Consider the following 18,919-nt stretch of genomic DNA (forward strand, 5'->3'; position numbering starts at 1 on the left):
TTGTTACTCTGCTGCTGCTGTAGCTCCTGCCTTACCCTTGATATGCTTCTTCGCGTAAGCTTTAGCCTCGTCATCGGCTTTCTTCAACATTTTTTTGAGTTCATCTTCATTGCCAATAACAGCTTTCACCTCTGTCACTAATGGTGTAAACTTATCCCCAATAAAGTCTTCATGCACGATAAATTCCTCAGACAGTAACGTTTGGATAGCAGCGCTAGCAGCCACAATCACATCATCTTCATTGAGAGGGTTGTTGGAATTAAGTTTATCGTCACCCTGCAATTTGTCGTAAATTGCTTGTGTCCAGCGGAGGTTACTGGTAATTTCGCCGTCGGCAAATACCACGCCAATTAACTCATTTCTGACTCTACCTGTGCGGGTGGTTTGAGCGCCATAGTGCCGCGTTCTGAGGATGTTGTTAAAAACATACAAAAAACTAGCTTCTGTAGGGTCTTTTAGGGTGACAATGCTAGGAAAGAAAATCTGGGGTTTGATGTGGTCTTGCTGATTGATGCGGCTGGTAACTTCCCCAGGTTTGGAACCTGCTTCACCCTTAGATGCCATGGTGCCATTCTCAAAGGGAGCATTGAGGGTAAAAGTCTCGTGAGATTCATCAAAAGCGGTAATTGAAAATGCTGTGTCAACTACTACTTTAGATTTCTCTGAACCAGAGTCACCGATCGCAAATCCGTAGATAATGCAATCAGGATTATTCATGGCAAACTTGACATTATATTCGCAATCTTCAGCCGTCATAAAACCGTAGTTACGCAGCAACTCGCGACCGACCAAACGTTCTGGTGTCGATTGCTTGCGCTTAAACATGGTAAGGCGACTGATAGGTTTTTGGTCTTGAATTCCTGACCTCACCCGCGCTTTATTCAGTTCTCCGTCGGTTTGAAACAGGGGATAAGATTCCGTCACCCGCACCGTCAGAAAATGAGCATATTTCCCCATTGGTTTGTAGGGAATGTCTCCGTGAAAAAATTTAGAGTTAACTGTTTTCAAGAAAGCCATGATTTGTCTCCTATGTAAAAATGTTAGTTTTGTTGTTTGCGTGTAGCTGATCGAACAAGAGCTTCAGCTCTAATCCTCACCTTCTTCCTGAGATCCGTCAGGAGATTTGTCATCTCGCGCGCGATTTTCCTTGTCATTCTCTAAACGGTAAAGGAATTCGCAGGTATCTCGGATTAGGTTGATTTGGCGGCCGGCTAAACGAGCCCGATCGCCCGCAAAAGACTTTTCAAATACCTCCTCAACAAAGTAGCGAGCAAACTCTAAAATTGCCTCTCGTTCTTCCTCCCGCTTGCTAAAAATCCAGCGCCCTTCAGCAGTAGAAGCGTGAACGCGATCCATGAGCTTTGAAACTTCAGCCGCAACAGCTAACACTAAAGATTCATCTTGAAAACTGCGATCGGCTTCCAGGATAGTTTTAGAAGCAATATCAATCGGTTTCAGCACAGCATTTGCTTTGGGATTATATCGCTTACTTGCACGGTAAAATCTGCGATACAATTCCGTCAATTTTTGCGGGTGGTTTAAACTTGATGCGGTTGTCACAGTCAATCGTTCCTCTTCATGATTATAGTGGGCATAGGAGTCAAAGCAAGGGTAAAAATGATAAGCATAAAGCTTAATTTTTTGAATTGATGCCGTTTCATTTTTCTGTTTGCGAACCCATTGATTTAGGTAGCTAAACACATAAAGCGGGCTGGTTTCAAAATCCTTGGCGAGCTCAGTTAATTTACCCCAGTTTGAGTCATAGCCGGACTTCCCCTGTTTCGCATTAACATCAAGGTGAATCGCATAAGCAGCGGTTAACACATTCAAAGGTGCAGGATAAGATTTGCCGTTTTCTTCCCAACCTTCTAGGATGTAGTCGAGGCGAAAGCGATCGCGCTTCGTCAATACCCTAAAAGCTTGGGGTACACTGTCCAAAAATACGCTTTCTTCAAATTCCGCACCGTCGTTAAAAGGCGGAATTGGCGACTCGGAAACTACGGTCTTGACATCTAGAATCATTGGGAAGACAAATGCTAACCAAGTTGACATTACCCAAGATTCAGTATCAGTGGCATCTCGGCCGGGGGGAAGCGCCATGAAGTAAAATGTTAGGGGCTGATCTTCAGGATAGGAAAGTTTGAATGTGCGGTCTTTTCCTGGTTCGATATTTTCATCGATTAGGAAAGCATCGATACTTTGGTAGCGATCGCGCCCAAAATTCGCTTGCAAATCCTTGCTGATAAAATGATTGCGAATGCTGGTATCAAAGCGGGTTTGGGAAATGCTAGTGTAGGCTTTTTGCAGAAACTTATTTGTCTCTGGGGTGAAGTAGTATGTGGGGTAAAAATAGAGATAGCGATATTTGCCATCTTCAAACTTTTTGCCCACAGCTTGAGTTTGATTCATTAAAATTTGCCTCAGCATCATTTCCAAACCTGCAATACTAGAAATATTGCGTTTGGCGTTAGAACCTCCCAACATTTGTTTGTTAGTGTAAACTTGAGGCGTGAACAAAACGGCTGATTCCATTTGTTCTGTCACCGTGTAAGCTGAATGAGAAATTGAACAGATTAACTGTCTTCCTCTACCCTGTTTCTTAGCGAGTTGGTAGCGTTCCAACTCATCTAAAAATACGTCAGCGGATGCTGTGTCTAATGGTGTATTTCCGGGTAACATGACAACCCGCGTTACCCACAGCCGCAAATCGTCCCAACCGTCGGGCAATTTGTACTGTGAAACAATGGGTTTAATCATTTGGGAAATGTGAGCGATCGCCTGTTCGCAAACCTCCCGCACATCCTCAATGCCTGGGTGATGTTCTAAATACTTTGCTGCTAAATAGTACCATTCGTAAGGAACGCCACCTGTATTACCTTTTAGTTTAAGTTCTTTCAGGCGTTCATTAATCCGTTGAATTTCTCTCAGGGCGGGCAGATACTCGGACAGTTTCCAAAACTTAGCAATTTCATCGACAATATCTAGATCAGGTAGTGCGGGTAGTTTTTTGTCTTTCTTGCGTGCAGTTTCGATGGTATTAACCTGTTCTTCCCAAATCTTGCGACTCACTAAGTCGCCCAGTTCAGCAATCTGGTCAATCCGAATATCGTCGTCAAAATTGAAGTTGTAATCAGCAGACAAAATATCCTGTTTTTGAAACTTTATCAGATTATCGCTGCGACTTTTGGCAACAGAATTTTTCCCTATTTTGAGAATGCGTAAAGTAGCATTTATGGCAACTTGCATTAAATCGGACGCATCAAAAAACAGGTTATAATACTCGGCATATTTCATGCCTTTACCATCTCTCCCAAAGCCTGTTTGTCGCAGTCGCAGTTGTCCGGCGCACAGTTGTTTAATCTTGCTAACTACCCGTTCTGGCAAGTCGGCAATTGAAATAGCAGGAGCATCCGATCGTGCTAGGTAAATTACGCCTGTTGGCAGGTAAAGCAATGGTTCGTAGTAGGTGAGAACGTCGGTATTCAGCGCCGTATGTACTTCCATTAAAGCATTATTGACAACGTTGGTAAGTACGCCCCTATTTTCCGCGATGCTGTGATGAGTGAATTTTAATTGTCCGTCGCTGAGGCTGTGGATTAATTCGTTTAGCCTGGTATTTTCTGCATCTTGGGGATGTTTGATAATAGATGCTAGGGAATCTGCTAAACAGGTTAAGTCTGAGAGACTGCGGAGTGTGCGATCGCGCCAAACTGGATTTAACCCAAATTCGGAAAAATTCCAGTTCGTATCCCAACGCCGCTGAGCGTTGTAAGCAAGGCACAGCAAATCGTCAATGTATTCTCGATAAGTATCTGGATTGTCGGGATTGATGAAGTTATCTATTCCTAGCTGTCGCACTTTTTCATCAATAATTTGACGGTGTTCTTCTAGCGGTAACTTGCGACAATCGTTGGGGACATCTGGGAATTTTTCAAAATCGTGGAGAATGAATCCAGCAATTACTAGCCGCCGTTCTTGTTCTCCCACGCATCGCCGCACGGTGGTGTCGAGCTTTTCTAACCGCTGTTCAATTAAATTAGCGGGAAATAATCCATTTAACAGGTGAGTATTTAGGGACTGATCGCCTGCATTGTCCCGCCTAACATTCTCTTTGCCTTTTTGCCGATCGAGTTCGTCGAAAAATTTGCCGCCTTTGGCTGTCACACCAATGGCCACTCGCAGCAGATTTGGCAGTACGTACTCGGCAAAATCTGCCATGACGCGATCGCCATGATTTTGGCTCTGAATGGCTTCTCGCAAGAGTTTGAGGGTTAGTAAGTCGCGAGTTTGAGGTTCGATTGTGCGATCGGACGTTTCAAAGTTTGACCCTAATTCTTCATCTTGCAACCAGTCATCATCTGGATCATCCGATCGTTCAGAGTTTAAATTAACTGGGATATCAAATAATGAGAGTTGTTGGTACTCTTCGTCGGGTTTTTGACGTTTTTTAGCCATTTTCTGCCTCTAAGGAGTCTATGAAAGAACTCACGTATCTTTTTTTTGACAAAAAAGCTCTACAGGCTCTGATGTAGTTACACTAATCCTGTAGAGCCTAACTATTGAAAATTCGCAAAGTGCTACTATCTAGCGCCTTTGAGATACCTTTTTAGAGCCTCGGAGGATTACTAAAAAGTCATAGACTTCTGCTTTGACCTCCTCTGACTCAAACTCATTTCTGTCCAATGCAGTTTCTAATAAGCTCTGAACTTTTTCCAGCAACTCAAAGGGGTGGCGATTTCTCCCTCGAACTTTCTTTTTGTTTTCCAAAAAAGGTTTCCGGGAATAGGGAATAAATAGCAAAGGCCCTCCCTCACCAGAGCGTTTTGGCTTTGGCATTGTTAATGTCTCCTGTTTAGTTTTTACAGACTGGAAAGACTCACGGCTGCTGACTGCTAACAGCAGCACAAGGGGGGCGTTATACCCCCACCCAAATAAAGTGACGCTAAAAACCGTTCTGTCTAGAGAACAAGAAGGGCTGCGATTACATATCTGTGTTCCTACTCGCGATCGTTGCTCACAGAGCCGCGAAGCTTTCCATTGTCTAAGTCTAAGCGATCTAAACATAGTTGTCATCGTTGCTATATTTATGTACTATGGTGTGGACAGGTAGAAAAAGCTTATTAATTTTTATTGAGAGCTTAACACCCTATTAGGGATTGAAAAAATTGGCTGCGCTCCTAATGGCGTTCGTTCCTCTATCTTTCTACCTGACTTAACCCTCCCTATTAGGGATTGACTTTCTACGCAATCCATATTTCATCCCCCTTGCTCTTGAGCCAGTGGGCCAGCGTATCCACCAACAAAGCCGACTGCCCAAAGGCGATCGAATAAGGTGCAGTCGTATCGTGGAAACTGTACCGATCGCAAATCGGATAAATCTGAAAATGCACTGGCAGTCGCAGGCGTGATCGCATCTCAGCCACCGGATAGCGCAGCACATAACAAACCAATGCTTGCTTTTTCAAACGCTTGTTGATTTCCCCGATCCAATAATTCTCAGGTTGCAAAACCTCAATACCCGTTAAAACCTGAACCTTCCAAGCAGCAGCTTTCTCCTCTAAAATGCCCGAATAAGTAAATTTCCAATTCAGTCTTTCCTCCCGATAACTACACAACTTCAAAAAAGCAAGACTGTGCTTAAATCGACCTTTGGCAATCGGTTGCCCAATCCGTTCAGATGTCTCGTTCAACATTCGCATAAATGCAGCTTCCGTCATCGGTTCGATTTCCAAGTTGCTCAAAATTCCTGGTAAATCGTAAGTTTTAAACCTATCTGCCTCATGGGAATCGGTTAAATCGCAAATGCCGCATTGCAGGGGACTAGAACCTCGAAAACTGCTAGCATCCTCAACGATCGGATTTCCTGTCTTATTTCCCGATCGCTCTTGCCACTCTCTGCCCCACCGTTTAATATCACCTGCTACTTTCCCCAAGCTAGTTTTAAATACTTTTTGGCAAGATTCCTGAAAAGCCTTCTGACTTTCTGCGTACTGCTGTTTAATTGTCTTGTGCCCTAATTCCCAGCAAATTTGAACTGACTGCACCGCACCCCACCGCGAGTAATATCCCTCAAAATTGTTGATTTGGCGATATTGTTCGCGAATTTGTTGATAGAAAAAATGACGGTCATAAATCCCGTTCGATTCTAAAATCGGATCGTTACCTGCAAACAAGCGTTCAACTAAGAAATTAGGGATGAGCGCTATGGCTGTGAAATTGTTAAACTGAATAAACTCTCCATTGCGCTCCGAGCCATCGTGTCGCCCCAACCTTCCCAATCTTTGGATGAAGTTGCCCGCATCGGCGGATTCAAAAATTAGCAAATTGATTTTGAAGTCTACCCCGACATCAATGGTGCTAGTACCGAGAACTAAGTCTGACGAGAGCGATCGCTCTTTTTCCGTCTTTCCCGACAACCCGGTATTTTCGCCAACAATTAAACCGTGAGGCTCGAACAATTCCCGAAAAAATGGTGTCAGCCGCTTGACGGCAGCAATTGAATTCAGGATAATAGCTCCTTTACTCCCCGGATACTTTGTAAAGTGACTCAGGATGAGATTTGCACTGTCTTTCAGCCAAGTTTCAGAAGCTTTTGAAGTTGGTTCTAGGGAAATAAAAGTCAGCTTACTTTCCCTCAATATCTGTCGCCAGCCGTCGCTTTGCAACTGTTCGATTTCAGCAGGGCGATCGGGAAACCGATATTTGCCTGCTTTTAAAGGGTCGATAGTTTGACAGCGAAACCCTGCTGTTTCTAGTCTGTTAATTAATTGAGCGTCTGGAGTTGCTGACAAAAATACAAACTTTTTCCGGCGGTTGGTATGACGAATTAATAACAGGGTATTGGTGACGCTGTTAGTCTGGGGAGTCGCAAGAACCTGAAATTCATCAAAAATGTATAGGTCAAAATCTTTGTCGATGCGACCCCAAAGTTTATCGGGACTATCTTCCGAGCTTAAATAGGCTCCTCGGTGGAGATAGTGCAAGATATCAGGGTTAGTTAATAAAATCTCTGATTGACCTGTGCGGGATGCGATAGCGGCTGCTTTTCTCAATCCTTCATTTTCTGCATAGATTTCTAATTCCGAGCCACTGAGTCGCACCACGCGGGGTTCGTGTTTGGGCTGGAATTGTTCGATATAGTGCTTAAATTGAGTCTCCTGATCTCGCGCCAGTTCATTTGTAGGATACAGCCAGATTGCACAACAAAATATCTGCAATGTTTCTAAAGCAGCGCCTAAACTTTTACCGTCGCCAGTCATCGCCGTATTGATAATGACATCAATATTCGGATCGCGAATTGCTTTTAAAGTTTCGAGTTGATGCCAGGAAAGTGTCCAACCTTCCGGTAATTTGACTCCCTGGGGAATCTCCGCAGCGGGACAGGAGTAAACGGATTTGAGGGTAATCTGGTAGTCGGACATATGCTGAAACTGTGTCCGTAGAAAGTGGATATTCCCCATATTGACACCGACAATAGAGATAATCAACCCTGTACAAAGATAAAGTGTCCGTACATTTATGAGTCGCAAAGGTCAATCGATCACCCTGTCGGTTTCTGAACGAGATAAAGCCCAGTTGGAAGCCTTGGCCGAAGAATTCGGGAAGACGTGGGGCGATCGCCCGAACATATCCAAACTGATAGAAGCGATCGCCCGCCGCCAACTGACGATCGCCCCCAACCACGACTGGCCCCAAACCCGCATCCAAGCCCTAGACCTCGCCCGACAGCAATTGCTTGACTTGGGTAAAATTGATGAAGCGCTGGCAATTGCCCAATTGTTGAGCGATCGCAGCGAACTAACTCTCCCCTTCCGGGCTGAAATCGATCGGTTTTTGAGCAACCCATTACCTACTTGGCGGCAAAAAATCGATAATTTTATCCACAGACACCAACCATTTCGCCTTTCCTATCGAGATGCAGCCGATCGCCTTTGGAGTTACACAGTCTTACACGCTCGGATTGTTCCTATTGAAAAACGACAGTATTTAATGTGCCGCTGCGAAGAATCTGAGGGAAATCAAGACGTACCTGGACTCGAACACAACTGGACGCTGCTGCTCGATCGCATTGAAGATGCTGCGGTGATGTCGGTCGATCGACCTTGGCTGCCGGATCTAGACAGGATTTCCGTAGAGTTTCACTTATTTGGCAGGCTTGCCTTTAACTACAGGCGAAAGCAAGGCGATGTGGAAGTCAGCGACTTAGAAGGCGATCCGCCAATGAGACGAGTCACCCGTCCGATTTTTAATACCTTCTGGTTTTTCCGCGAAATTGCCCCCTATTGGGAAGATTGCGCGATCGCCTCTCCAGACAGCGTGCGCGATCGCTTCCAACAAAAACTGATCGACCTCTGTCGCCAGTACAACATCGAAATCCGCGATTAAATCAAAAAAAAGCAGCCGGTAAAGGCTGCTTTGACAAATAAACCGTTGTTGAGTTAGAGGAGAAAACTTTTAAATCGAATTCAAATTACCGCTGTTTCCACTCCTGCCTGAGTTTCCACTATTTTCATCTACCGCTGACTCACCTTGTCTTCAGAACAAAACTTCAAATCCCGATTAGAATGCTGCTGAAAGTTCGTTGACTACTTTCACTCGGCCTCTGAGCACCGCGCGCAGCAAGCGGTTGACACAGCCTCTGTCTTCGTCATTCAGAGAGTCGTCGAAGGTGGCGGCCATCAAACCGTAGCGATCCGCCAGAGTCAAAACGCCTGTATCGGTTACAGAAGCGAGGATTTCAGAGATAGCGCCGGGGAGGAGTTGTACGGGGCGCATGGCAGTGCGGTTGAATTCGATATATCTATCATCTTCTGGTTTCCTCTAAATATCGGTGATATTAATAAGGTCGCAAATGTGATTCTCTAGGGTGAAAGCAAGTGATCCGAGTAGAGTAAAGTTGTGACTTGGGTCACAGGGCCACAGGTTGGCGCAGGCAATTCCATCCCGCACCGATTTTTGGGTAGGACGTGGGGCTGACGGCATTTCGCTAAAATGATCGTTAATCCCCCAACCAGTTTAATTTTTACCCCAGTACCGAAAATGCTTGATTTTCTCAATCCTCTCTTGGGCCGCAAGCCCGATCGCATCAAAGCCAATGTGGAAATCTATACTTGGCAAACCTGTCCCTACTGCATCCGCGCCAAAACTTTGCTGTGGTGGAAAGGCGTAAATTTCACGGAATACAAAATTGATGGCGACGAAGCCGCTAGAAAAGCAATGGCCGAGCGCGCTAACGGACGCCGCAGCGTACCCCAAATTTTCATTAATAACCAACACGTAGGCGGCTGCGATGACATTCACAAACTCGATGCAGATGGACAGTTAGATCCGCTGCTAGCTCAACCAGCAGTTTAAATTAGTGTAGGTTGGGTTTCGTTCCACCTGCTCAACCTACCAATTTACAAATCTTTGGCAAATTTACTTAGATTATCTTGCCGCCATTTAGCATCGGCGCGCCTGTCTGTTGGCAATTCTAAGACGCGAATCCCGCTATTTGGCAAAAAACTTAATTTTTGTTTGAACTGTTCCCAATGGTCTATTATCTCGTGTTCCACGCCGTAAGTTGCACACAACTGAGCAAAATTTATCTGCTGCGGCGTGGCAAAAAACTCTTCAAAGGGCGGGTCAAATTTGGAAACTGGCAACATTTCAAAAATTCCGCCGCCGTTGTTATTAATTAATATGATTGTCAGATGACCGACCAATTTATTTTTAATTAAAAAACCGTTCGTATCGTGCAAAAGTGTTAAATCACCTGTTAGCATGATGCTGCTTTGATTGCGGTGAGCAACTCCCAACGCTGTTGATAATGTGCCGTCTATGCCGTTAGCGCCGCGATTGACAAAAGCTTTTATTTCTAAGTGGTTTGGCTTCCAGAAAAACTCGACATCTCTGACGGGCATACTGTTGGCAATAAATATCGGTGTTGCGGGCGGCAAAATTTGGGAAAGCAGCCAGGAAACTTTGGGCTCGATTATGTTGTTAATTGTTGATATTTTTTGGTCTATTGTTTGTCTGACTTGGATTTCGGTGTTGTGCCAAAGTTGCAGGTATTCGTTGGTAGCAGGGGATCGATCCCCCCCTAACCCCCCCTTAATAAGGGGGGGGACAAGAGTTAATATAGTTGCGAGATTAGTTGCGAGATTTTCTACGGAGGTTCGCAGGTGAATTGTTTGGCCGTGTAGCGGATCGAAGTTGTGGTGGCTGGGGTCGATTATGTAGCGTTTTGGTTGGGTTTTGTCTAGCCAGTTTCGCAGTTCTTTGCTAGTGGGTAAGTCTCCGATTTGAATGGCGATTTCTGGGGTTAATTTATCTGCTAGTTCGCGGTTTCGCAGGATTAAATCGTAGGTGGAAATTAGATGGGGGTTTAGTTGGGCGTAGTTTCTGACTGGGGATAGTCCTTCTGCTAAAACTGGCCAGTTTAAAGATTTGGAAATTTGGGCGATCGCACTACAGTATTTTTCGGCCAATTGAGGCTGTGCAACGCCTGCAATAATAATCCCTCGATCGCACTTTTGCCACTGTTGCATGGTACTTTCTTCTCCCCCCCTTAACAAGGGGGGGCTGGGGAGGGTAGAGCTTTCTCCTGCGAAAATGGGTTCTAATCCTGCAAAGAAATCTTCGGGATTAAATTCTGTTTCTAAAGCTTCTACGGCTATGTCTGGAACGGGTACAAGCGGGTCGCGAAAGGGGAGGTTTAGGTGGACAGGGCCGGGTGTTGGAAATTGCGATCGCTCCCAAGCATAAACGATCGTCTGGCGCAGATAGTCTAGCATTCCTCTGGACGCAGAAGGTATCGCTAATTCGGCTTGCCAGTTGGGATAATTGCCGTATATTTTCACTTGGTCGATCGCTTGTCCGGCGTGACAGTCCCGCAGTTCCGGAGGTCGATCTGCGGTGAGTATTAGCAGCGGAATTCGACTTTCTCTCGCTTCTATTATTGCAGGATAAAAGTTGGCAGCGGCGGTTCCCGATGTGCAAATTAGTGCGGTTGGCAAACCGGATTTTTTGGCAATTCCTAATGCAAAAAAGCTGCCTGAACGTTCGTCGAGTATGGGAATAGTTTCTATTTTTTTGTTGTGAGCAAAGGCTATTGTTAGCGGTGCCGATCGCGAACCGGGACAAATGACGGCGGTAGTTAATCCCAACCGCTGCAAAGTTTCTGCTAATACGGAAGCCCAGACGGTATTTGTATTGCGAAAATCTATTGGCATTGCTAAATCTGAGTAGCTCAACTCTGTATTGTGCTAGGATATTATACCCAAATAATTGTCAGGATACATTTTTATGATTCTTGAGGCGGTTGTGCTTAATGTCAAATCTGGCTGTGAGGGTGATTTTGAGATAGCTTTTAGAGAAGCCTCCAGTCTGATATCGTCTATAGATGGATATTTATCTCACGAACTTCATCGCTGCACAGAAGTTCAAGGAAAGTATCTATTATTGGTGAGATGGGAAAATTTAGAAGCTCATACCATTAGATTTAGGAATTCCGCTGAATATCAAGAGTGGAAAAGAATGCTTCACCATTTTTACGATCCTTTTCCCATAGTAGAACATTTTGAGGAGGTGAAAATTAAAGATTAACACAAACTCAATTAATTAGCCAGACAACTCTACATTCTGCCAATTAGCTGAATTAAACTAAAGCATTTAAAAGTGCCTGCAATTTGAGCTGAATTTCTGCTAGTTCTTTTTCGGGTTCGGAACCCGCCACAATACCAGCACCAGCATAAAGTATAGCCCGATCGCCATCGATTAAAGCCGATCGAATTCCGACGGCAAATTCGCCGTTGCCGGTGCGATCTATCCAGCCGAGGGGTGCTGCATACAAAGAGCGATCGCAGCTTTCGCAGCCGCGAATTTGCTGTAGGGCAATATCTCTCGGTACGCCTGCCACCGCTGGCGTTGGATGCAGTTGAGATAAAATCTTTAATAAATGAATATCACGGGGAATTCTAGCCCTTATGGGTGTCCACAAATGCTGAATGTTTGACAGTTGCAGCAGCCTGGGAACCGGGGAAAATTCGGGAGTGATACCGAGACTCGACAGGCGATCGACTATAAAATCAATTACTACTTGATGTTCTCGAATATCCTTTTCGCTGTTGAGTAAACCTTTGCCTAAATTCGCATCTTCCGCTTCATTTTTCCCCCTCGGTGCCGAACCAGCTAAGGCATCTGTTACTAATTCATTTTTGTGAATGCTGATTAAGCGTTCTGGACTGGCACCGATAAAATTTTGGCCTTTGCCGTTACTGGTGGAAAATACGTAGCAACCGGGATAAGTAAGGCGCAAGTTATTTAAGGAGTCTATTAAACTAAAAGGGGTTTGGGAAATGACATTTATTGCTTGGGATAAAACGATTTTACTGAAATATTGAGACTCGATCAATTCTAAAGCTGACTTGACGGATGTTTTAAATTGAGTGGCATCATTCACAGGAATTTGTTTTAAAAAGATGGAACTTTTTCTAATAGAAATTATTTTTTTGTTGTTGTAAGGGCGAGACGCAATTTTATCAAAATTTTGCCAAATATTATCCGTAATAATCTTAATATTCAGGTCGCGGTTTATGATGGCATTTGCAACAATTGTGCAGCTATCCTTCAGGCGAGTAATCTGCCATTTTGGTAAAAATACGGTGCCAGGGGGAAAGTAAGAATTGGTGGCGACATTCTCATCGAAAAAAGCAAAGCTACACAAAAAGTGCGGCCCGCTGAAGGGCAAGCGTTCTGTACCGATGGTAATTGTTCGGGCAAGACAAGATTGAATAAAATTTTGAGCGAGGGCAAATCGATCGCTTCCTGCTACTGTTAGATGGATGGCCGAATCTAGGGCGGCGATCGCAAAACTGTTGCCGGCAATAGGGTCTCTTTTTTCAAAGTAAAAGTGTCGCTGGCAAGGTTCGGAAATATCTTGAAGTACAACTAGCGGATCGACGGGGGCAATCTCCTGAGAAATACTAACTATCTTGGTTTGATCTTTTTCCGTTAAAGACTGCTGGCAATCTAACAGAAACTGATGCAGTTGATTGCGGTCTTGTAAAAGATTAGCGCGGTGCGGTATTACTGTCATGAAAGCGAGAATAGCAGATTTGTCAGAAAGAGTGCGGTTTTGTCCCGCTAGAACCCCTATTTCGATCTAAGCACGGGAGGGCGATCGCAAAACATGACCTTTCGAGTTTCCCGGAAAGTTTGGGCTCGCTTGGGGGCGAAAACAGACTATCGCGCGATCGAGCGAAACATTTATACATAAAACTTTAAGATTGAGCACCTAAATCTCGACTCTCATGCGATCGACCCTGCAGAGGTTTGCAGACGGGCATTACCGGGCGTGCGATCGCCCGCAAAGCGTCTCAACGGATGCCCCCCGCGCACTCAACCCGATACAGAGTAGACTTTCTTCACCAATAAAATTGTAAAATTACTACGCTGCTATCAATTGAATCAAGTTTGTGTGATGACAACAAAATTAATTGAACGTTCAAATAGTAAATTGTGGCTGGCGGCAATCAAGCCGCCCATGTACAGCGTTGCGGTGATTCCTATTTCAGTAGGAACTGCAATTGCTTTTGCCGAAACTCAAATGATTAATTCGTCAATTTTTTCGACATTTTTAATGTCAGCCATTTTGATTATAGCATGGCTGAATCTCAGCAATGATGTATTTGACTCAGAAACAGGCATCGATAAAAACAAAGCACATTCTCTAGTTAACTTAACCGGAAATAAAACTTTAATTTTCGGGCTAGCCAATCTGTTTTTAGCAGTTGGAGTGTCGGGAATTTGCGCCATAAGCTGGTGGCAAAAAGACCCAACAGTAATTTTGCTAGTAGTTTTGTGCTGTGCTCTCGGCTACACTTATCAAGGGCCTCCGTTTCGTCTTGGCTATCAGGGTTTGGGAGAAATTATTTGCTTTTTCACCTTCGGGCCGCTAGCCTTGGCCGCTGCTTATTACAGTCAAACTCAAACTTGGTCTGCAACTAATTTAGCGGCTTCGGCAATCGTGGGAATTACAACGAGTATCATTTTATTTTGTTCCCATTTTCACCAAGTTGAGGACGATTTGGCGGCGGGTAAAAAATCCCCAATTGTTCGACTCGGTACGAAAAAAGGTGCTCAGTTGTTGCAGTGGTTGTGCGGCAGCGTTTATGCTTTGACTGTGCTATTGGTGGCTTTGGGAATGTTTCCAATTTGGACGCTGTTAATTTTTGGGAGTTTGCCATTTGCGATCGACCTTTGCCACCATGTCACAGACTATCACGACCAACCAGCAAAGGTCAGCAACTCTAAGTTTATCGCAGTTACGCTGCATTTTTCGAGCGGATTGCTGCTGGCGTTGGGGTTTGTTTTGTAGAGCTGGCGATCGAGAATTCCGGTAAATTGGAGGTATGGTTTGCTAAGTTGAGGGAGTTCGTGGAGTTGGCAGAGTTGGGCGACTTCTCAAAATCTTCTTTAATTCAGCAATCCGTACCTTATATTGAATCGTATAATTGTATATGGACACATTTAATAATTATAACTTTCACTATTCCTTAACTGGCAACAAGAATCAGCCGACACTTTTATTTTTGCATGGATTCACTGGCAGCAGTCAAGACTTTAGCAGGGTGATTTCCTTACTTTCTAACAGTTATTGCTGCTTAGCAGTTGACCTTCCCGGTCACGGAAAAACCCAAGTCAACGGCGACGAAAGTTGCTACACTATGTCAAATACTGCCCAAGCATTAATCGAGTTATTAGATGATTTACAAATAGACAAATGTTTGTTGTTGGGCTATTCGATGGGCGGGCGATTGGCACTGTACATGACATTACATTTTCCTCACAGATTCGAGAAAGTAGTGTTAGAGTCAGCTTCTCCAGGATTGAAGACAGAAAAAGAGCGATCGCACCGCATCCAAGCCGATTTACACATAGCACAAAACTTAGAAAATAGCAACATTAAAGATTTTTTATTAAACTGGTACGATCGCCCTTTATTCAAATCTTTAAAAAACTCTCCCAACTTCGACAAACTCATAGAAACCCGCTTAGGAAATAATCCCTTAGAATTAGCCAAATCACTCCGCAACATGGGAACCGGCAACCAGCCCTCTCTCTGGGAAAAACTCGCACAAAATCAAATCCCCATCCTCTTGCTAGCGGGAGAATATGATGATAAATTTAGCACTATAAATACCGAAATTGCCAGCTTGTGTCCAGCCGCCCGTCTGGAAATTGTACCAAAAGCTGGCCACAATATCCATTTTGAGAATATCGATCACTTTGTCACAGTTGTGAGACAATTTTATGATTAACTAAAGAAACTAATGCTTCATCAATTCGAGTTTCGCACTTATCAGCGAAAGTTTAAGCGTCCACTGCAAACAAGTCACGGCATTTGGGATATTCGCGAAGGAATTATCCTACGAATTGTTGGCGAAAATGGTCGAATTGGTTGGGGAGAAATTGCTCCTTTGAGTGGGTTTGGCTCCGAAAGTTTTGAGCAAGCTTTAAATTTTTGTCACCAGTTGCCAGGTAATATTTCATCAGAGATGATTTTTGCTATTTCCGCTGAATTGCCGGCTTGTCAATTTGGCTTTGAGTCAGCACTATCAAACGAGCAAAATTTACCCCCCCCAGCCCCCCCTTGCCAAGGGGGGGAGAAAAGCGAAAATTTAACTTACCTTTCCCAAAAGGGGGAGAAAATGCAAAATCGGTTAAGCGGTTTATTGCCAGCAGGTGAAACAGCTTTGCAGGCTTTGCAAGTGCTTTGGTTAGAGGGATATCGCACGTTTAAATGGAAAATTGGCGTTGCTGCAATTGAGGAAGAATTAAAGATTTTTCAGCAGCTAATCCAAGCAATGCACAATTTGTGCGATCGACAATCGGCATTTTTGCGATTAGATGCCAATGGGGGACTCAATTACTCGCAGGCTAAAACATGGCTGCAAGCTTGCGACCACGTAAAAGCAACTCCCGATTTTTCCCCAGAGATTGAATTTTTGGAACAGCCGCTGCCCGTAACACAGTTTCAGGAAATGGTAGAATTGAATGCTATTTATGCAACTGCGATCGCCCTTGATGAATCTGCTGCCAACCTCGATCGCATCCAAGAGTGCTACAGCCAAGGCTGGCGGGGCATTTTCGTCATTAAACCTGCGATTGCTGGTTCCCCATCCCAACTGCGAAAATTTTGTCAAACTCACAATATAGACGCTGTTTTCTCATCAGTATTTGAAACCGAAATCGGCAGACAAGCAGCATTAAATTTAGCAACACAATTGTCTTTAAATAAGAGAGCACTCGGCTTCGGCACTGATTGCTGGTTTGATGACAACCATTCGATTTTAGATTTTAGATTTTAGATTAGTATCACGACTAAATCCCGCGGCTTAGGTAATTGTTTTGAATCGAGAAACTTGGTGAAAGCATCTATGGCAACAAATCTAACAGTAAATATCCTCGATATCGCGTCTGGCTTGCCGGATAATTGGCTTATCGGTTGTGACAGTCGCGAATTTGCCCGAATTGTCGATCGAGTATTTCAAGAAATTACCCAAAATCCCGCACAAAAAACACCCCCAAAAATTTGCCTCGCCGAACCAGAACCCGTGCGATTTCTTGCCAGTTTCACCGCCGCCCGCGCCACCAAATGCCCCATTTTTCTCTGCAATCCCAACTGGGTAAAACAAGAATGGCAACAAGTCTTTGATTTAGTCCAACCAGACATATTTTTAGGACAATACCCGCTTCCCAAAAATCCCCCTATCCCAGTCCGCGAAGGCGAACTTCGTTTGTACAGCCACGAATTCCATTCGCCGACTAAAAACGATTTTGATACGATCATGATTCCCACCGGCGGTTCTTCAGGAAAAATCCGTTTTGCTATCCACACTTGGGAAACACTAACGGCATCAGTACAAGGTTTCCAACAATATTTTCAAGTTGGCAAAATCAACTCGTTCTGCGTTTTGCCATTATACCACGTCAGCGGTTTAATGCAGTTTATGCGTTCCTTTACTACCGGAGGGAAACTGGCAATTCAGCCATTTAAAGAATTAGAAAATGGTAAAATATGCGACATCCAACCAGAAGAATTTTTCATTTCTTTAGTTCCTACTCAACTGCAACGGATGCTGCAAAACCCAGATACAGCTAATTGGCTGGGACGGTTTCGGGCCGTACTTTTGGGCGGTGCTCCCGCTTGGCCGGAACTTTTAGAAACAGCTAGAAACTATCAAATCAAATTAGCGCCAAGTTATGGCATGACCGAAACTGCCTCGCAAATTGCTACACTAAAACCCGAAGATTTTCTCGCGGGCAATAACAGTTCCGGTCAAACTTTACCGCACGCTAAAATAACTATTCGCAGTGCCAAGGGCGAGATTTTGTGCGATAATAAAATCGGAAATATTGTGGTTAATGCTAAATCTTTGGCGTTGGGTTATTATCCTGAACAATTTGGCGATCGCGAATATTTCCAATTAGACGATTTGGGATTTTTTGATAAAAATAACTACTTAAATATCGTCGGACGCAGCAGCGACAAAATTATCACAGGCGGAGAAAATGTATTTCCGGCGGAAGTTGAAGCCATTGTGCGATCGACTAATTTAGTTGCGGATATTGCTGTAATTGGCTTGCCAGACAAAGATTGGGGTCAAGTGGTTACGGCTATCTACGTTCCCGCTAAGTCCGAAGTTACTGTGAAAAATCTGCAAGCGGCGATAGAAGATAAGTTGAGCAAGTTTAAGCGACCGAAATATTGGGTTATCGTCGAACAATTGCCCCGCAATTCTCAAGGCAAAGTCAATCGAGAACAATTGCAAGAAATTGCGATCGAATATCAATTTATGTAGGGTGCGCATTGCGCACCTTACCGCTATTTGACCTAAATTACGACAAACCTAACAGCCTTCTCGTCCTCTCTGCTTCTTGTCTTTGAAAATCCACAAACTTCAACATTCGGTAAAGTACCTCTATTTGGGGCAACTTAATACCTGCTTGCTGCGCCACCCGTATCGGATTACCAAAAATCGCCTCAACTTCCAGGGGCCGCGATTCATCATAATCGATTTTCATGCTGGTGCGGTAAGGCTTCATTTTCTCAGTGTATTCGAGCATATGTGGGATAAAGTCATCGGGAATAATGCGATCGCAACTTTTGGCTCCCGCTACCACTTCTCCCATCATTTCCTTGACTAAAATCAGAGTATCGGGATTAGCCATCAGTTCATCTGTTCTGGCATCCAAAACTACAGACAGCCCGTTATAAGGAATATTCCAAACTAGCTTTTTCCACCTGGATAATAGCAAATCTTCGCTCATTTTAATAGGTATATGAGCACGTTTAAAGTCCGCAGCAATTTTGTGCAATCTATCAGTAATACCGATTGCTTTGTAGTCCTGGGCATATTCTCCGAGTGTGATAGTGCCGTAATCTAGGTGGCAGATATGACCTGGCCCAACTTTATAAGAGCAGAGAAAACACAGCCCGCCAAGCACTCGGTCTGCACCGACAATTTTAGCTACTTCCGGTTCGGCATTCAATCCGTTTTGCAATACTAAAACCGCGCCGTTATCCTTTAATAAAGGAGGCAGTATTTTTGGCAACAAGTGATTTTGAGTTGTTTTCAGCGCTACAATTACTACGTCGCACTGAGGCATTTTGTGCGCGTCGTGGTAGGCGCGGACGTGGGGTAGGGTGAAGTCGCCTTCGGGAGAATCGACAATCAAACCGTGTTTTTTGACCCGATCGTAATCGCTGCGCAGCAAAAAATTGACTTCTAAACCTGCTTGTTGCAGTCTAGCACCGTAGAATCCGCCTAAAGCTCCCGTGCCCACAATGGCATAATTGCGATTTGACATAATATCAAAAAGTCAGAAATAATATCAACTAAACAGAAATTTGACTGTCATACCCTGCTATTAT

15 protein-coding genes are annotated in these 18,919 nt (G+C 44.3%); 7 read left to right on the top strand and 8 right to left on the bottom strand.

Annotated features, from left to right (window positions below; all coding sequences use genetic code 11):
- Positions 1–3: 3 nt before the first annotated feature.
- The 4 genes from cas7d to cas3 all read right to left on the bottom strand — a co-directional run bounded on the left by cas7d (position 4) and on the right by cas3 (position 7,421).
- Entirely contained in the window at positions 4–1,017 is a 1,014-nt protein-coding gene (gene cas7d / locus QUA27_RS14710) for a type I-D CRISPR-associated protein Cas7/Csc2 (protein WP_333068767.1), read from the bottom strand.
- Between the two features lie 69 nt (positions 1,018–1,086).
- Entirely contained in the window at positions 1,087–4,455 is a 3,369-nt protein-coding gene (cas10d, locus tag QUA27_RS14715; RefSeq protein WP_333068768.1) for a type I-D CRISPR-associated protein Cas10d/Csc3, read from the bottom strand.
- A gap of 129 nt (positions 4,456–4,584) precedes the next feature.
- Complete coding sequence (locus QUA27_RS14720; protein WP_333068769.1) at positions 4,585–4,836, bottom strand: hypothetical protein; 252 nt, start codon at positions 4,834–4,836, stop codon at positions 4,585–4,587.
- A gap of 404 nt (positions 4,837–5,240) precedes the next feature.
- Positions 5,241–7,421 carry a type I-D CRISPR-associated helicase Cas3' gene (cas3, locus tag QUA27_RS14725; protein WP_333068770.1) on the bottom strand — a complete coding sequence of 727 codons (2,181 nt, stop codon included), beginning with the start codon at positions 7,419–7,421 and terminating at the stop codon, positions 5,241–5,243.
- A 97-nt stretch (positions 7,422–7,518) separates the two neighbouring features.
- Between cas3 and QUA27_RS14730 the strand changes: the two genes are divergently transcribed.
- A complete protein-coding gene (locus QUA27_RS14730) occupies positions 7,519–8,385 on the top strand; it encodes a WYL domain-containing protein (RefSeq protein ID WP_333068771.1) in 867 nt (288 codons plus the stop codon).
- 174 nt (positions 8,386–8,559) lie between these two features.
- On the opposite strand, the gene QUA27_RS14735 is transcribed toward QUA27_RS14730, so the two are convergent.
- Complete coding sequence (locus tag QUA27_RS14735; protein ID WP_333068772.1) at positions 8,560–8,775, bottom strand: hypothetical protein; 216 nt, start codon at positions 8,773–8,775, stop codon at positions 8,560–8,562.
- A gap of 264 nt (positions 8,776–9,039) precedes the next feature.
- Between QUA27_RS14735 and grxC the strand changes: the two genes are divergently transcribed.
- Positions 9,040–9,354 carry a glutaredoxin 3 gene (gene grxC, locus QUA27_RS14740; RefSeq protein WP_333068773.1) on the top strand — a complete coding sequence of 105 codons (315 nt, stop codon included), beginning with the start codon at positions 9,040–9,042 and terminating at the stop codon, positions 9,352–9,354.
- Positions 9,355–9,398: 44 nt separating this feature from the next.
- Here grxC and menD read toward each other — a convergent pair whose 3' ends face one another.
- The gene (gene menD, locus QUA27_RS14745) at positions 9,399–11,213 is read right to left on the bottom strand and encodes a 2-succinyl-5-enolpyruvyl-6-hydroxy-3-cyclohexene-1-carboxylic-acid synthase (protein WP_333068774.1); all 1,815 of its coding nucleotides are present in this window, start codon (positions 11,211–11,213) and stop codon (positions 9,399–9,401) included.
- A 73-nt stretch (positions 11,214–11,286) separates the two neighbouring features.
- Here menD and QUA27_RS14750 point away from each other — a divergent pair, with 73 nt between their 5' ends.
- The gene (locus tag QUA27_RS14750) at positions 11,287–11,586 is read left to right on the top strand and encodes an antibiotic biosynthesis monooxygenase family protein (RefSeq protein WP_333068775.1); all 300 of its coding nucleotides are present in this window, start codon (positions 11,287–11,289) and stop codon (positions 11,584–11,586) included.
- Between the two features lie 52 nt (positions 11,587–11,638).
- On the opposite strand, the gene QUA27_RS14755 is transcribed toward QUA27_RS14750, so the two are convergent.
- The gene (locus QUA27_RS14755; protein WP_333068776.1) at positions 11,639–13,078 is read right to left on the bottom strand and encodes an isochorismate synthase; all 1,440 of its coding nucleotides are present in this window, start codon (positions 13,076–13,078) and stop codon (positions 11,639–11,641) included.
- Positions 13,079–13,462: 384 nt separating this feature from the next.
- On the opposite strand from QUA27_RS14755, the gene menA reads away from it, so the two are divergent.
- From menA to QUA27_RS14775, 4 genes are all read left to right on the top strand, one after another.
- A complete protein-coding gene (menA, locus tag QUA27_RS14760; RefSeq protein ID WP_333068777.1) occupies positions 13,463–14,359 on the top strand; it encodes a 2-carboxy-1,4-naphthoquinone phytyltransferase in 897 nt (298 codons plus the stop codon).
- 142 nt (positions 14,360–14,501) lie between these two features.
- Positions 14,502–15,302, top strand: a complete 801-nt coding sequence (menH, locus tag QUA27_RS14765; protein ID WP_333068778.1) for a 2-succinyl-6-hydroxy-2,4-cyclohexadiene-1-carboxylate synthase — start codon at positions 14,502–14,504, stop codon at positions 15,300–15,302.
- A 12-nt stretch (positions 15,303–15,314) separates the two neighbouring features.
- On the top strand, positions 15,315–16,352 hold the full coding sequence (locus tag QUA27_RS14770; protein ID WP_333068779.1) for an o-succinylbenzoate synthase: 1,038 nt from the start codon (positions 15,315–15,317) through the stop codon (positions 16,350–16,352).
- 69 nt (positions 16,353–16,421) lie between these two features.
- Positions 16,422–17,846 carry a 2-succinylbenzoate--CoA ligase gene (locus QUA27_RS14775; protein ID WP_333068780.1) on the top strand — a complete coding sequence of 475 codons (1,425 nt, stop codon included), beginning with the start codon at positions 16,422–16,424 and terminating at the stop codon, positions 17,844–17,846.
- A 37-nt stretch (positions 17,847–17,883) separates the two neighbouring features.
- On the opposite strand, the gene QUA27_RS14780 is transcribed toward QUA27_RS14775, so the two are convergent.
- On the bottom strand, positions 17,884–18,855 hold the full coding sequence (locus tag QUA27_RS14780) for a putative 2-dehydropantoate 2-reductase (RefSeq protein WP_333068781.1): 972 nt from the start codon (positions 18,853–18,855) through the stop codon (positions 17,884–17,886).
- Between the last annotated feature and the right edge of the window lie 64 nt (positions 18,856–18,919).

The organism is Microcoleus harperi Pol14_C6 (assembly GCF_036701295.1).
Lineage (GTDB): Bacteria > Cyanobacteriota > Cyanobacteriia > Cyanobacteriales > Microcoleaceae > Microcoleus.